Raw genomic sequence first — 15,578 nt, 5'->3', positions numbered from 1 at the left:
AAAAGAATTCCATTATAATTGATTCTAAGAAGGTGATTTAATGGTTGCTAAATTTATTACAGATAAAGATCATGCAAAATTATTTATCATTTCAGATACTCACTTAATTGCCAATCAATTGCATGATAATGGATCAGCCTTTCAACGGATGAGAGATACGAGTGCTGGAAAAGATTTGGATTATCAAGAAATAGCTTTAACAGCTTTTACTCGCAAAATAATTGAAGACAAGTCTACTGCACTAATTATTACCGGCGATTTAACCTTTAACGGTGAATTAGCATCAGCTAAAAAACTACGATCTATTTTTTCTCCATTAAAAGCGGCTGGTGTTCATCTTTTTGTTGTACCTGGAAATCATGACATTTATGATGGTTGGGCCCGTAAGTTTGAAAATGAAAAGGAATTGTACGCACAACAAATTAGTCCTTTTGACTGGAAAGCAATTTTTCCAGACGGTTATCAAAATACTGATAGTGCAGAATTGTTTTATAGTGTGAATTTAAATAGCCAGTATCACTTAATCTTTTTAGATTCTAATATTTACAGTCATCAAGGACTTACTCCAATTACTAATGGAAGAATATCCTCCAAACAATTGCAATGGCTTGAAAATGATTTGGAAAAAGCTAAAAAGAACAATCAACGCAGTTTAATATTTATGCATCATAATTTATATGACCATAATCAGGTTATTCATGGTGGTTATACTCTGGATAATACGTCAGAGTTACAAAAATTATGCACTAAATATAAAGTGACCGCTGTTTTTTCTGGACATATTCATGCGCAGAATATCGTTCGCGGTAATTCCTGTTCAACTCCAGATATAGCTAGTTCTTGTTTTGCCATGACAGATCAAGGCTATGGTGTTGTTGATCTCTCACCTGCTCGCTTTTCTTATCAGCGTCACAGTTTTAACATGACACATTATTTAACTGATAAGGAAAAAGTAGAATTACCAACCGAAAATTTTCATCAATATTTAGCTGGGCTATTTAATTTCACCAATCACACTCAAATGAGCTGGCTCTATAAAGCAGTAACTGATCGAGATGAACAAACAGCAATAACTCAATTTATTGATGAATTAAACTGGAATTTCTTTATTGGAAAAAGCAACTATTCTGAAAAACAAAAAGCTCAACTTAAAACTAATCATGCTTACCAGCTAATTGCTCAAAAATTACCGGAAATGAAAAACTATCTTGATTCACTACTGGCAGTAAATCAAGATAGTTGGCATTTAGATATTGATTTTTAGATTAATTCTGCCCATCAAAATAATTTTAAAGAGGTAAAAAATATATTGGATGTAGTCTTGGATTCATAGACATATGTATCAAAACTATTTATCTCGTTTTAAGTTTTTATTGTATCGCTTAAATAATACAGGATAATAATTATCAAAGTAATTCAATAAAGGATGATGAGATGAATAAAAAAATATTTAGTTTGGATGGTAATCAATTAAAGACAATAGCTGTTATTTTCATGATTTTCGACCATGTTAATACCTATTTATTCAATCCTAGAAGGTAACAATATCTTAGTCACTTTGACAATTTTTTTAGGATTAATTTGGAGTTTAGAATTATTTAGAGAAAATAAAAAGCGCGGTGCTATTTACTTCTAACAATTATCTTAGGAATTTTTAGCTTACCTTTTGAAGGTGGATTATATCTTTTACCAGTTTTATTGATCTTCTATTTTGCTTATCATAAGTTGACAGTCGAATCAATTGGCATTTTTATTTGGTGTTTTTTGATTTTAATTAAAGCAATTCATAATGCTCAAGTCGCTAACATTAGTTTATACTCTTCCCTAACCTTTGATAGTGAGTGGATGATGATTGCTGTCATCCCATTTATACTTCTTTACAATGGTAAGCGAGGCAAAAAGAGTTTGCTAACTAAATATTTCTTCTATATTGTCTATCCAGCACATCTGTGGATTTTAATGATGCTTAAATATTGCTTATTAGGCTAAAAAATAGGATGATTGTAGTTTTTATATACAATCATCCTATTTTTAATTATTAATATAAAAATTCTATCCCGAATTACGAAGTCCTGAGGCCACACCATTAATAGTAATTGGAATGATACTTTGGAAGACGCCTTGAATTTCGTCTTCACGATCACGTTTGATCATTTCTAGTTGAATGTAGTTCAAAATATTAAAATATGGCATTCTGGCTGCTAAACTGTTCTTCAATTTGGGTGCATCATTAAGTAGATCATCGTGTCCTTCAATTTGAAGAATGATTTGTCTAGTCAATTTCCATTCTTGATAAATAATGTCAAAGACTGACTTTGTCTTTTTATCTTGACATAGTTCAGCATATTGCTTGGCAATTTCCATATTAGATTTTGATAAAACCATATCCACATTAGAAAGTAATGAATGGAAGAATGGCCAGCCTTGATACATCATCTGTAATTCTTTTAAATTACTTGGATCAGCATCGATAAAGTGTTTAAAGGCAGAACCTACACCATACCAGCCTGGGAGCATTACCCTACTTTGTGACCAAGAAAATACCCATGGAATAGCTCTTAAGCTTGAGAAGTCAGACAGTTTCTTTCTCGAAGCTGGACGTGAACCAATATTAAGATTTGAAATCTCTTTAATTGGTGTTGCTTGCAAGAAGTAATTTAAGAAGTTTGAATTCTCAAAGACTAATTTCTTATAAACTTCATTACTTTCAGTAACGATTTTATCCATTGATGAACGGAAATCTGCAATATGGTCTTCACTAACAATTTGTTTAGAAGTGATACGATCGACTGTGGCTGAAACTAGCATCTCTAAATTATAGTATGCAGTATCTTTATTGCCGTACTTGTTTTGAATAATTTCGCCTTGTTCAGTCATTCTAATACGATCATTGATTGACTTAAATGGTTGTGCGGTAATTGCTTCATAAGATGGACCACCACCACGACCGACAGTACCACCACGGCCATGCATATAAGTAATCTTAATGCCTAATTCTTCACCGATAGCAGTTAAATCTTTTTGAGCCTTGTAAAGATTCCAGCATGAAGCTAAGTAGCCACCATCTTTGTTAGAATCTGAGTAGCCTAACATTATTTCTTGATAATTGTGTTGAGAAGCAAGCCATTTCTTAACAATGCCTAAATTCAAGTATTCTTTAATGATATCACGTGCATTGTTTAAATCTTCAACGGTTTCAAATAAAGGTACAACTTGAATTCGAGCATTTTCGTTGTCGAGCAAGTCATACTCCTTGAGCATGATTGCTTGTTCCAACATATCTGAAACACTTTCAGTATGAGAAATAATATGTTGCTTGATCACATCTTCGCCTAAACGATCCTTAAGATCACGAGCAGTTTTGTAAATCTTCAATTCTTTTTGCAATAATTCTGATTTAGGCTTGTTATTTGAGTGCAAATTACGAGGATCATTATCCAATTCGTTAAGTAAAAGACTTACCTTCTCCTTTTCGCTTAAGTCGCTATAATGATCACAAATTTCTGCACTCTTAAGTAGTTCTGCAACACATGCTTCATTAACACTAGAATCTTGTCGCATATCGATTGTAGCTAAATGGAAGCCAAAAACATCAATTGCTTCTAAAATTTCAGTGAAGTAACTCTTGACTACTGCTTGATCGCGATTTTCCTCCAATGAACGCTTAATAACTTCTAGGTCTGCTTTAAATTCTTGCGCATCTTCATAAACAGGAATCTGATCTAAATGTTCAAGATCACGTTCTTTAAGGAAACTATGTTGATTAGTGATATTTAGTAATTTTTGTTCAGTACGAACCAAACGACTTTCAATATAGTAGAAAGCACGTCTGTATGGTTCATTAGTTCTGAATGGCGAATCATCATTTGATAATTCAGATAAATGCATCACTTCAGTTGAAGGCTTCATATAAGAAGTGGATAAAGAAATCGAACGATAAAGTTGATTGATTTGTTTGATGTAATATTCAAAAATGACTTGACTTTGAAGTGTTGCACTTAATTTCAAAGTATCTGCAGTAACATATGGATTACCATCTCGGTCGCCGCCGATCCACATCCCCATTGTAATAGGTGTAGCATTAGCAATATCCAAGCCATGCTTTTTAGCTAATTCCTTATAACGAGCAGTAAACTTAGTAATTGCAGGAATTAAGGACTTAGGATAGTAAGTCAATACGTTGGTAATTTCGTTGGATACCTTCAATTTATGGCCACGGATAATATCCGTTTGCATTAAAATTTCGATGCAAGCACGTAATTCTTCTGTCCATCCATCACGATTGATAATGCCATTTTTAACTTCACGATAACTACGCAAGAGAGTGTGAATCTTATCCGTTAATTCAAGCACAGTCTTTCTTTGAACTTGAGTTGGGTGTGCAGTTAAAACAGGTACTACATTTACCTTTTCCAAAATTTCTTTGGCATTCTTCTTTTGCGCAACAATATTAATAGTGTCGTTTAATTTCCCCAAGTAATCATGATCAGTATTGTTCAATACATTAACTTTGCTGGCTAATTCCACGTCTTCTGAAATATTAATCAAAAGTGGTAATGTAGCAAAATAACGAGCAACGACGATCATTTCACGATTATCTAAACTGGCGATTTGATCTTCAAGTTCTTGATAATTTTTATTTGCAGAAATCTTAATTAAATTTTGAATCTTAGTAAAAAGTTCTTTACCAATTAATTGTTCTGTAGATTCGTTAAGCAAGTCGGTTAAAATCTTAACTTCTTCAGTCACTACATTTACATCGCTGCTATTCTCTAATTTTTTAACAGTCATGTCCGAAATTCCTTTCTACTTTTACTAAGACTAAAATATCATGAAAAGTGTAAAAAAGGAATTAAAATAATCCTACGCCCATATAGTCATGGAGGATATGATCTGCGGCTCTCTTCAACTTAAAGTAATTAATATTATTAGAAAATAGCATAATCATTCGTTTAGTCTTGTAATTAGCGACAAAACAACAATTGTATCCAGGGATACTACCATCTGCGCGAATAACATTACCCTTGAAGTACACTCCACCGAAGTAAGCTACTTCCTGATGTTGGGCTTGACGAGAATATTTATTGATCATTTTAGGATCTTTAAGAACACGGTCATAAACAAATTTCCAGTAATCATTTGGTGACATAAATAAATTACCGGCACCAAAATCAGAAGAAGTCGTGATAGTTACTTTATACCAATTGACATTATTAACCATAGGTTGAGTGACTTCTTTTTGAGACACTTCGGAAAAATCCTTAACCTTGTGAAGATGAAGCGGCTTTGCAAAATTATTTTGAACATAATTATTATAAGTTGTGTTGTTTATACGACTGATAATTGCTGCTAATAATTCATAATCTATGTCTTGATAATCCCAAGTATGAATATGATCATACTTGATGTATTTTAGCATATAAGCAATCTGTTCTTGCTGATTCTTAAGTGGAGATGATGGACGAGCATTATTAATCAAACCACTTGTATGATTCATTAATTCACGAATTGTAATATTCTTACTACCCGGAACCTGAGGAAAATATTTTGATAAAGGTGTATTCCAACTGAGCTGTTTTTGTTCCTCTAGCTGATTAATCGCAGTTCCTGTCATGATTTTTTGAAGAGAAGCAATCGGAAACAACTGATCTGCTTTTACTATCTGCTCTTCGTTAGTAGTTTCATTATTTTTAACGACAATTGGTTGACTTTTATCCTTTTTATCGTTGACTAACATTACACCATTAATATGATGAAACTTCATATATTCTTTAAGCTGCTTAGGTGAATCTCTGATACCACTATCCATCCTGTCGCCCAAAGGTATAACGAATAAAAATAGTAAAAAAGCGCAGATTCCTATCAAGCTGTATAAGAAGAATTTTTTTCGATGCATAGTCGCTCTTTACCTCATTTCTTTTTACTCCCGGTAACATTTCAAGATCAACTTTACATTTATGATAATCTATTTTGGTTTTAGAAAACAAATTTATTTGTACATTACGCATTTGAGTATAAAAAAAGAAGCAATCAAGCTTCTTCTCTAATCTATTGGCAATTGTTATCAATAAATATCTTTAATCTTTTCAAATCAGTTAATGAAAAATAACTTCTAACTTTTGTTATTTTTAAGTCATTAATATTGGCAATCAAGTATTCTTTTGTATCAATATATGAAGGTTTATCAAAATTATATTTTTCCCAATCAAAAATTGGATAATAGTACTTTCTTATATTTTCACTTTTCTCGGTGTACTTCGACGTAATCTTTAGTAGCCAAACTTTTGCATCGGTTAATTTTATTATTAAAACTGGTCTGCTTTTACCACCTGTTTTATCAGTATATGCTACAAAAACATCCACAATATCGTTAGTCCTCATTCAGCCAATCCTCGATATCTTTCGTTGATTTAGCTTCTTTATGAGGTAATTTTGAAATGGTTTGTACCAAATCTCTTGTTGCTTTTTGTTCTGGCGTTTCTTTCAATTCAAAAGGAATACCTCCCGTTGCAACTACTTTCTTTAAAAAAACATTTATAGCAGTAGTAATATTGAGGTATCTTAAAGACTGTAGGAAGTAGTTAAATGATCCAATTTTTAGTAAGAATCAAATATTTCTGATAAAATATTATTAATCAATTTTAATTAAGGGAGAGAAAAATATGAGCTTAGACTATAAGAAATTAGCTGCTGCTAAGAAAGATGATATTTTACGCGATTTAGGCGAATTAATTGCCATTGATTCTTCTGAAGATTTAGATAATACTTCTACAGAATACCCTGTTGGTCCTGGCCCAGTTAAGGCAATGAAGAAGTTTTTATCATTTGCCGAAAGAGATGGCTTTCATATTAAGAACGTTGATAACTATGCTGGTCGCGTTGACTATGGTGATGGTGAAGAACGTCTTGGCATCATAGGTCACATGGATGTAGTTCCTGCAGGTGATGGTTGGAATACCGACCCATTCAAGATGCTGATTAAGGATGGAAAAATCATCGGTCGTGGTTCCGCAGATGATAAAGGTCCTGCCCTTGCCGCATACTACGGCATGCTTTTACTAAAAGAAGCTGGCTTTACTCCTAAGAAAAAGATCGACTTCATCGTTGGTACTAATGAGGAAACTAACTGGGTTGGTATTGATTACTACTTAAAGCACGAACCTACTCCAGATCAAGTATTCTCTCCTGATGCAGAGTACCCAATCATTAACGGTGAGCAGGGAATTTATACTTTGATACTTAACTTTAAAGATGATGATCAAACGGGCAATGCAAAACTTGAGAAGTTTACTGCCGGTATTGCTGAAAATGTTACTCCACAAAAGGCTTACGCTATTATTAGTGGAAGTGATTTAGCAAATATTAAGAAACAATTCACTAAGTTTTTAGTTGACAATGACTTAGAAGGTAAGTTTGAAATTAATGGCGATCAGGCTAAGATCGAACTTACTGGTCAAGGTGCTCATGCTTCTGCTCCTCAAGTTGGTCGCAATGCTGCCACTTTCTTAGGTAAGTTCCTCAATCAATTCGATTTCGCTGGACGCGACAAGAATTATCTTAACTTCTTAGCTGATGTTGAACATGAAGACTTTAAGGGTGAAAAGCTTGGCGTTGCTCATCATGATGATTTAATGGGTGATCTTTCAAGTGCACCAAGTATCTTTGAATATCAGGCTGATGGTGATGCTATCTTAAAGGATAATATCCGTTACCCACAGGGTACTGATCCAGACAAGATGGTTCAGCAAGTTGAAGAAAAATTTGGTGATATCCTAACTGCTTCATTCAACTCATTTGAAGAACCACACTACGTACCAGGTGATGATCCATTAGTTAAGACCTTACTCAAGGTTTATGAACATCAAACTGGTAAACCAGGCCACGAAGTTGTTATCGGTGGTGGTACTTATGGTCGTCTATTCAAGCATGGTGTAGCCTTCGGTGCTCAACCAGAAGATGCACCAATGGTTATGCACCAAGCTAACGAATACATGAAAGTTGATGACTTGATTGATTCAATTGCCATTTACGCCGAAGCAATTTATGAATTAACAAAAGAAGCTTAAAAACAAAAAGATGATCTTTTTCTCACAGGAAAATGACCATCTTTTTTGTTCTTTTATTCTATTGCTTTAGCTCATTACCAATTCGTTTACATAAGTTAAATTAGTCAACTTGCTATTATCTTGTAATGGGAAAATCTTGTCTGGGTTCAAAACAGAGTTTGGATCAAAGACCTTTTTAATCTTTCTTAATAAGTTAGTATAGTCTTCACCATAGTACCATTCGAACCAATCTTTTCTAGCATAACCAATACCATGTTCACCAGACATGTTACCATCAAGGGCTTTAGCAGTCTTGTAAAGTTCTGTAATTACCTTATCGCTCTTTTCTTTGTATTCCTCATCACTCATATTGTCTGAACAGAGATAGATGTGCAAATTACCGTCACCAGCATGATCAAAGTTAGGAATTCTCATACCTATTTCTTTTTCAAGCTCATCTACTTGATCCAAAACATCAGGAATATGATTGATTGGTACATAAATATCTACCTCATCCATCTTAGGCGTTGATTTTTGAATAGCTAACAACAAATCTTCACGACACTTCCAAATGGTCTTTGCTTCTTCTGAGTTAGCATCAAGCACAATTGGTGTTGCTGACTTAAATTGCTTGGTAGTGGCAACAGCTTGCTTTAATTCAGCTTGCAATTCTCCATCGGTGAAGGTGTCAAAACGAAGTAAAATAAAGCCATCTCCTGTATCAACTAGGAATTTTTCATTATAGTATTTCTCCCAGAGATCGATAATTTTCCTACCCATAAATTCTACTGTAGTAGGTACTACGCCTGAAGCCAAAATTGCTGGTACTGACTTGATCGGATCATTTAATGTTGGAAATGGAATTAAAGCGTTAATTGACTTTCTTGGTGTTGGATAAAGCCACATCGTTACTTCGGTGACTACACCTAAAGTACCTTCTGATCCAATGATTAAATCTTTGAGTGAGTAACCTGATGAAGATTTAACAGCTTTAGCACCAAACTTGTATAAGTTACCATCAGTCAAAACTACTTTCAATTGACGAATGTGTTCACCAGTTACGCCATATCTGACAGCCTTTAAGCCACCAGCATCGGTGTCAACGTTACCACCAATTGAAGCCCAGTGCATCGCTGGTGCTGGCATGTATGAAAATGGTTTATTTGCTAAGAATTTTTCAATATCAATCAACCGCATCCCTGCCTGTACAGTCATAGTTAATGATGTTGGATCATATTCTAGCAACTTATTCATTTTAATCATGTCTAGTGAAATACCACCTTCAACTGTCAAGTTGGCTCCCATCAAGCCAGTTGAATTGCCTCTTGGCACGATCGGAATATTATGATCACTAGCATATTTAACGACTTTTTGTACTTATTCATTAGTAACCGGTTGAATGACCAAGTCTGGCATAGCACGAACGGTCTTGAATTGATCGTGATCCCAGTGCGTAGTTGGATTAGTGATAAGGCGCGCAGGATCAGCAATATAAGAACTTAAAGCTTTCAAATCTTCTTGATTGATCTTATGATACTCCATTATTTTTGCTCTCCTTTTATATACTCTGTTGTTATGTTTAATTAAGTAACTATCGTTATTATAGTTGCTGATGAGTGCGCTTAAAAAGTAAGATGCACTTACTTTTTACTTAAATAAAAAACTGAATGGTATCCCATCCAGCTCCTTTTAGTCTATTTTACTTACGCCGCGATCTTCAGCATCTTTTTTATCTACTTGATCATTTAACTTCTTTCCAACTAATAAAGCAAATAAACTAACGACTGAGGCTCCTAAACCTAATTTACCAAATTTCTTCATATTATTACCTCGTTTCATATCCTTATATTATATTAATTTTTATTGGCAACACTATTTTTCTGCTTTTATTGGTAAAAGCTTTAATAATTTATAATTTTCATCTATGAAAGTACTTACATTTGCCTTCAAATGAGTTACTCTATTCATGAAGAATCGAGGAAAAATTATGCAAGCATTAGTTTTAACAGTAACTAAAAAATTAGAAGAAAAAGAAGTTCCCACCCCAGAGGTCAAAGATGATGAAGTTTTAATTCATACAGCCTATGCCGGTATTTGCGGCACAGATCGTGAACTTTACAATGGTTTACCAGGTTCTGCTCAAGCAAATCCACCTATTATTTTAGGTCATGAAAACTCAGGGATTGTTAAAGAGGTTGGCAAAAATGTCACCAATATTAAACCTGGTGATCGAGTAACTGTTGACCCTAATATTTACTGTGGTCAATGTTACTACTGTCGTACTTCTCGACCAGAACTTTGTGAACACCTTTCCGCTGTAGGTGTCACTCGTGATGGCGGTTTTGCGGAATACTTCACCGCGCCAGCTAAAGTTGTCTACCCTATTTCAGATAACCTTTCACTTAAGGCAGCTGCAGTCACCGAACCACTTTCATGTGCTATACATGGTGTAAATTTGTTAAAATTGCATCCCTATCAAAAAGCATTAGTCATCGGGGACGGCTTTATGGGTGAATTATTCGTTCAAACTTTAAAGGCAATGGGCGTTCATCAGGTGGATTTAGCTGGTATTTCTAAAGAGAAATTAAAGCTCAATCATGATCATTTTGATGTCACTACTTTTAATACCGCTCAAGGAGACAAGATTCCTAACAATGCTTACGACATTGTAGTAGAAGCTGTCGGTAATCCTATTACCCAAGAAGAAGCAATTGCTGCTACGCGGCGTGGTGCACAAGTATTAATGTTTGGCGTGGCCAACCCTAAGTCACAATTCAAGATTAATTCTTATGAAATCTATCAAAAGCAATTAACGATTCAAGGCTCATTTATCAATCCATACTGCTTTGAAGATGCCATTGGACTACTTGAATCACATAAAGTCGATGTCTTACCATTAATCTCACATGAATTATCTTTAGGTGAAGTTGAGCAATTTACTTCAGGTAAATTAAAGGATGTATCCAAAGCTGTTGTGAAGGTTAATAATTTGAAGTAATTAAAATTAATACTGAAAAAGCTTTTCTATTCACGTATTTTGCATGAGTAGAAAAGCTTTTATTTTTATTCAAATTCTTCTTGTGCAGTGACTAAGTTCTTTCTTCTAAAGACGTGGAATACTAATCCAACTGCCAAACCACCTAATGCAGGTACTAACCATGAAAGTCCCATACTTGCAAGTGGCAAAGAACTTCTAACTGAAGTAACCATTAAACCAAATTGGCTTTGACTAACAACTGCTGGAAATGCTACAACCATGTCACCTAATGCAGGTACTACCGTGAACAAGATTACAAAGAAGTAAACTACGCTATCACGTTTGAACAATGGTGAAAATACTGACAAAAGGATCAGGACCATTGATAATGGGTACAAGAACATCAACATTGGAGTTGACCAAGCGATGATTTGATCCAAACCAAAGTTAGCAGCAAAGAATGATGCTAAACAACTAAGAGCAAGCCATGCGTGATAACTAACCTTTGGGAAATGCTTATGGAAATCTTGTGCAAATGCGGCAACCAAACCAACAGCAGTAGTTAAACAAGTAACAGTTAACAAGAATGCAAGTAATGCTTGACCAAAAAGACCACCGTATTCATTAACGATTTGGTTAAATGCAACACCACCGTTATCTGATACCTTGAAGTGACCTAATGACATTGCACCCATCAAGATCAAAAGTAAGTAGATTAAAGCTACGGCACCCATAGCAACTACACCAGATTTGGCAACCACCTTTGAAACACTCTTTGGATCTTTTTGACCCATTGAACGAACAGCGGTAACAACAGTAACACCAAAAGCCAAACCAGCTAAGGCATCCATAGTGTTATAACCTTCAAGGAAGCCGTTAACTAATGCTGAATGCTTGTAAGCAGCAGTAACAGCAGCAGTTTGTGGATTTCCTAATGGATTAAGAAATGCTACAACGAAAACTAAGAATAAAAGTGCTAAAAATAATGGGTTTAAAACCTTACCAACATTAGACAAGATGTTGTTTTCATGATATGAAAATGCAAATGCTAATAAGAAAAACACAGCTGAAAATACTAACAATGCGACAGTTTGCATATCCTTAGGGATAAATGGTGCTACACCTACAGTAAATGAAACAGTTGCTGTTCTTGGTGTACCAAACAAAGGACCGATAGTCGCATGGATCAATACCATAAATACTACGGCAAAGCCGGCGCCTAATGGTTTACCGATGTCGTAAACACCACCTGCACGGGTGATGGCTACGGCAAGCACTGATAGTAAAGGCAATAACACACCAGTGATCAGAAATCCAACTGCGGCTGTCCCCCAATTCGCACCGGCAAGCTGTCCCAAGTGAAGTGGAAAAATCAGGTTACCAGCCCCAAAGAATAATCCAAATAGCAAAGAAGCAACGACTAAATATTGCTTCCAGGTCAACTTACGAGATTTTTCATCATTCATACACTCATCCTCCTGAGAATTAAGAATTATCTGATCACAAAAAAAGTCCCTCAACCAAAATTGCTTTGATTGAGGGACGCTTCTAGCGTGGTACCACCCTTTATTTATATTGTTATTACTAACAATACCTTTCGCGTGCGGCCGAAGAAACTTCAGCGATACGCAGGCACTATAACGGGTGCTCCCACCATTTCTTACTACAAGATTAAGAAATAGAACTCGAAAGTGATTTTCATTCAATTCTACCTTTATCTCCTCACACCTAACGAGATTCGCTGCAAATTCGAATTAAACTACTCTTCTTTCTCTTTGTTTTCAGACTAATTAAATTGTTAATAATTATTTTAATCAAATTATCATCAATGTCAACACTTTTTTAATATTATTTTTTAATGACCCAACGATAACTCAAATTTTGAGTATACTGATTCTTACCAATCTGGTACATATATTGATCTTTCACGATCCGATGGCCTTTAACCTTAAAAATCTTTTCTTTCTTAAGTGTTAACTTTTTGATCAACTTGCCTTGACGATTATAGATGAAGAATCGATTACCTTTAAGGCCGTAATATTGTTTGACTAACTTCTTTAAAGCTGGCTTTTTTGTACTCTCTTCAGCGATTTTCTTAATATCTAATGGTTGCTTCTTCTTTACATCTGAAGCCGTATATCCTAGCCAAAAATGACTATCTTTGCCGAAATTCCATACCGGACGATCAGTAATATATTGCCAATTATTCTTGCTGTTATAGATATTAGGTAGAACGTAACCCCGATGTTCAATTTTTACCAAGTTATAGCCCAAGCGTAAAACTTTTTGTACTTCTTCCATTAATACGGTAATAATCATAAGGATCATGATCAAAATCGTCCAATTGACTTACAAAAGTTACTGCTTGGTCAAAGGTTAGCTTTTGCCCCTTCTTTAAGTACTTATCACTAGGTGCCATAGTAGAATCATTACTGTAGTCATTTGAATTGATGAAAGTTCTGACGTTATTGTTCTTAACTACCCCAGTCGTCTCACCAGTAGTCATTAAATAATTACCATTAACAGCAATTACATTAGCCACTTTCACATAACGATTGCGACCAAGCTTGTAATATTCGTGTCCTTTAATCTTGTAATAAGGGATGCGCTTTTTCTTATTATTTTCATAAAAGTAATATTTACCGTTTTTAGTTGATTTAACTTTGCCAGTATAAGCTAAAGTTTGACCACGTTTAATCTTAGTAGATAGTCGTTTCCCTTTTGCATTATACAAATAGCCATTGTTAATGACTGTGATCCAATTTTTGCCAGAAATTTGTTTAACATAGTCAGATGATAATAAGCCACTATTACTTAAATTGTATTGCAGTTCACCAAAATAATAGCTGCCTGGATCAAACGGTTTGTACTTAGGTGTACCATAATACTTTAAAACTTTCCCCTTTTTAACCGGGTGTCTCTTGCCGTTAGCAAAATAACTAGCGTAAGTTTGAGTTACCTTGATTTTGCCACTAACAGACTGTCTTGCAGCGTAAACTATATTAGTTTTAGGAAGACTAACTACGCCCGTTACTGGCGCAACAGCTAAAAGCGCTGCAGTAACACTGATTGTAAATTTTCTGTTTAATTTCATTTTGAGCTCCTTTCATAATCAAACAAATATTAACAATTTTGCTAGTTCATCTATTACAATAAGATCAACACACTTTTATGGAGGTATTAGATGAAATACGATTTTACAGAATTGATTGATCGTCATGGCAAAGACGCGATGGCCGTTGATGCAGTAGGAAAATTACCTGGTTTTGCACCATCAAAACCAAAAGAAGGCTTTGATACAATCCCGATGTGGGTGGCCGATATGAACTTCCCTACGGCTAAATCAATTCAAGAAGCAATTATTAAACGTGCCCAGCATCCCCTCTTTGGTTATTTCCAACCAAGCGACGCCTACTACCAGGCAATCATTGATTGGCACAAAAAACGCAAGGGCGTACCAGGTTTAACTAAAGAAGATATTGGCTACGAAAACGGTGTACTTGGCGGCGTCGTTTCTGCCTTAAAAGTCTTTGCAGCACCAGGTGATAAAGTTTTACTTCATTCACCAACTTATATGGGCTTTACTAACGCTGTATTAAGCAACGGTTATCAAATCGTTCACTCACCTTTAATTAAAGATGAAAATGGTACTTGGCGAATGGACTATGAGGATATGGATAAAAAGATTAAGGAAAATCAAATTCATGTTGCGATTTTCTGTAATCCTCATAATCCAACTGGTCGTGTCTGGACTAAAGAAGAAATCACTAAGGCAATGGAAGTTTACGAGAGAAATAATGTCTGGGTAATTTCTGACGAAATCTGGTCTGACCTAATGATGAATGATCATCATTACACTCCTACCCAATTAGTTAGCGAATGGGCCAAAGAGCACACTGCTGCTTTCTACGCTCCATCTAAGACTTTTAACCTTGCAGGTTTAATTGGCAGTTACAGCGTTATTTACAATAAGCCTATCCGTGAACGAATCCAAAGCGTGGGTAAAAAGACTGTTTACAATAGTATGAATGTCTTTTCAGAACATGCTTTAATTGGTGCTTACAGCGACGAAGGAAATAATTGGCTTGATCAACTTTTGCCAGTTCTTTCTCAAAATGTAAATCTAGCTTACGATTATGTAACTAAGCGTTTCAATGGAGTATCAACCTTTAAGACCGAAGGAACTTACATGATGTTCCTCGATTGCACGGATTGGCTTAAAGAACATGATAAAACGCAAACTGAGTTACTTGAACGTGGTTGGGATTACGGCATCGGCTGGCAAGATGGTGGACTATTTCAAGGTCCAACTTCAATTAGATTAAACTTAGCTTCACCAACTTCTCGCATCGAAGATGCATTTAAACGCATGGACAAATATGCTTTTAATGCAGAATGGTAAGAACGACAAAATTAAAAGGCAAAGAATATTCAAATTGAACTGAGACCTAAAAATTAGACAGTTTAAAATACAGGATTAATAGAGGCTTGATTCCGATATTCTTTCGGAGTTAAGCCTTTTAATCTGCTCTTTATCCTTTCTTCGTTATAGTATT

Annotated in this window: 14 protein-coding genes, 1 pseudogene and 1 other annotated feature; of the genes and pseudogenes, 5 read left to right on the top strand and 10 right to left on the bottom strand. The window is 35.0% G+C overall.

Going from position 1 to position 15,578, the window contains the following annotated elements; translation table 11 throughout:
* Nucleotides 1–40: 40 nt before the first annotated feature.
* Nucleotides 41–1,264: a metallophosphoesterase family protein gene (locus B5E95_RS06060; RefSeq protein ID WP_087235824.1), complete on the top strand. Its 1,224-nt coding sequence runs from the start codon at nucleotides 41–43 to the stop codon at nucleotides 1,262–1,264.
* Between the two features lie 434 nt (nucleotides 1,265–1,698).
* On the top strand, nucleotides 1,699–1,989 hold the full coding sequence (locus tag B5E95_RS06055; protein ID WP_025006455.1) for a TraX family protein: 291 nt from the start codon (nucleotides 1,699–1,701) through the stop codon (nucleotides 1,987–1,989).
* A 63-nt stretch (nucleotides 1,990–2,052) separates the two neighbouring features.
* Here the strand turns inward: B5E95_RS06055 and ppc are convergent, their stop codons facing one another.
* The 4 genes from ppc to B5E95_RS10915 form a co-directional block, all read right to left on the bottom strand.
* Nucleotides 2,053–4,791 (bottom strand): phosphoenolpyruvate carboxylase, encoded by a 2,739-nt coding sequence (ppc, locus tag B5E95_RS06050; RefSeq protein ID WP_087235822.1) that lies wholly within the window; start codon nucleotides 4,789–4,791, stop codon nucleotides 2,053–2,055.
* A 61-nt stretch (nucleotides 4,792–4,852) separates the two neighbouring features.
* Nucleotides 4,853–5,896, bottom strand: a complete 1,044-nt coding sequence (locus tag B5E95_RS06045) for a serine hydrolase domain-containing protein (RefSeq protein WP_087235820.1) — start codon at nucleotides 5,894–5,896, stop codon at nucleotides 4,853–4,855.
* A gap of 152 nt (nucleotides 5,897–6,048) precedes the next feature.
* Nucleotides 6,049–6,381 (bottom strand): toxin MazF, encoded by a 333-nt coding sequence (locus tag B5E95_RS06040; protein ID WP_087235818.1) that lies wholly within the window; start codon nucleotides 6,379–6,381, stop codon nucleotides 6,049–6,051.
* Complete coding sequence (locus B5E95_RS10915) at nucleotides 6,371–6,499, bottom strand: hypothetical protein (RefSeq protein WP_241146327.1); 129 nt, start codon at nucleotides 6,497–6,499, stop codon at nucleotides 6,371–6,373. The genes B5E95_RS06040 and B5E95_RS10915 overlap by 11 nt, the downstream gene beginning before the upstream one ends.
* A 163-nt stretch (nucleotides 6,500–6,662) precedes the next feature.
* Between B5E95_RS10915 and pepV the strand changes: the two genes are divergently transcribed.
* Nucleotides 6,663–8,066: a dipeptidase PepV gene (gene pepV / locus B5E95_RS06030; RefSeq protein ID WP_025006397.1), complete on the top strand. Its 1,404-nt coding sequence runs from the start codon at nucleotides 6,663–6,665 to the stop codon at nucleotides 8,064–8,066.
* A gap of 66 nt (nucleotides 8,067–8,132) precedes the next feature.
* Here the strand turns inward: pepV and B5E95_RS06025 are convergent.
* Both B5E95_RS06025 and B5E95_RS11060 read right to left on the bottom strand, forming a co-directional pair.
* A pseudogene (locus B5E95_RS06025) lies at nucleotides 8,133–9,587 on the bottom strand (FAD-binding oxidoreductase).
* Nucleotides 9,588–9,734: 147 nt separating this feature from the next.
* Nucleotides 9,735–9,866 carry a hypothetical protein gene (locus tag B5E95_RS11060; RefSeq protein ID WP_087176397.1) on the bottom strand — a complete coding sequence of 44 codons (132 nt, stop codon included), beginning with the start codon at nucleotides 9,864–9,866 and terminating at the stop codon, nucleotides 9,735–9,737.
* Nucleotides 9,867–10,032: 166 nt separating this feature from the next.
* Between B5E95_RS11060 and B5E95_RS06015 the strand changes: the two genes are divergently transcribed.
* Nucleotides 10,033–11,043 carry a zinc-dependent alcohol dehydrogenase family protein gene (locus B5E95_RS06015; RefSeq protein WP_087235813.1) on the top strand — a complete coding sequence of 337 codons (1,011 nt, stop codon included), beginning with the start codon at nucleotides 10,033–10,035 and terminating at the stop codon, nucleotides 11,041–11,043.
* 65 nt (nucleotides 11,044–11,108) lie between these two features.
* Here B5E95_RS06015 and brnQ read toward each other — a convergent pair whose 3' ends face one another.
* The 3 genes from brnQ to B5E95_RS06000 all read right to left on the bottom strand — a co-directional run bounded on the left by brnQ (nucleotide 11,109) and on the right by B5E95_RS06000 (nucleotide 14,116).
* The gene (brnQ, locus tag B5E95_RS06010) at nucleotides 11,109–12,488 is read right to left on the bottom strand and encodes a branched-chain amino acid transport system II carrier protein (RefSeq protein WP_087235811.1); all 1,380 of its coding nucleotides are present in this window, start codon (nucleotides 12,486–12,488) and stop codon (nucleotides 11,109–11,111) included.
* 69 nt (nucleotides 12,489–12,557) lie between these two features.
* Nucleotides 12,558–12,807 (bottom strand) — a binding site (T-box leader).
* Nucleotides 12,808–12,870: 63 nt separating this feature from the next.
* The gene (locus B5E95_RS06005; RefSeq protein ID WP_241146324.1) at nucleotides 12,871–13,341 is read right to left on the bottom strand and encodes a hypothetical protein; all 471 of its coding nucleotides are present in this window, start codon (nucleotides 13,339–13,341) and stop codon (nucleotides 12,871–12,873) included.
* Nucleotides 13,286–14,116 carry an SLAP domain-containing protein gene (locus B5E95_RS06000; RefSeq protein ID WP_087235809.1) on the bottom strand — a complete coding sequence of 277 codons (831 nt, stop codon included), beginning with the start codon at nucleotides 14,114–14,116 and terminating at the stop codon, nucleotides 13,286–13,288. The genes B5E95_RS06005 and B5E95_RS06000 overlap by 56 nt, the downstream gene beginning before the upstream one ends.
* Nucleotides 14,117–14,206: 90 nt before the next feature.
* Here B5E95_RS06000 and B5E95_RS05995 point away from each other — a divergent pair, with 90 nt between their 5' ends.
* Complete coding sequence (locus tag B5E95_RS05995; RefSeq protein WP_087235807.1) at nucleotides 14,207–15,424, top strand: MalY/PatB family protein; 1,218 nt, start codon at nucleotides 14,207–14,209, stop codon at nucleotides 15,422–15,424.
* A gap of 62 nt (nucleotides 15,425–15,486) precedes the next feature.
* Here B5E95_RS05995 and B5E95_RS05990 read toward each other — a convergent pair.
* The coding region (locus B5E95_RS05990) for an IS3 family transposase (RefSeq protein ID WP_143437023.1) at nucleotides 15,487–15,578 on the bottom strand (92 nt) is incomplete at its 5' end.

The organism is Lactobacillus gallinarum (assembly GCF_002160635.1).
In the GTDB taxonomy this organism is placed as follows: domain Bacteria; phylum Bacillota; class Bacilli; order Lactobacillales; family Lactobacillaceae; genus Lactobacillus; species Lactobacillus gallinarum.
Note: the sequence above shows the minus strand (reverse complement) of the source record. Positions and strands in the feature narration are given on the sequence as shown.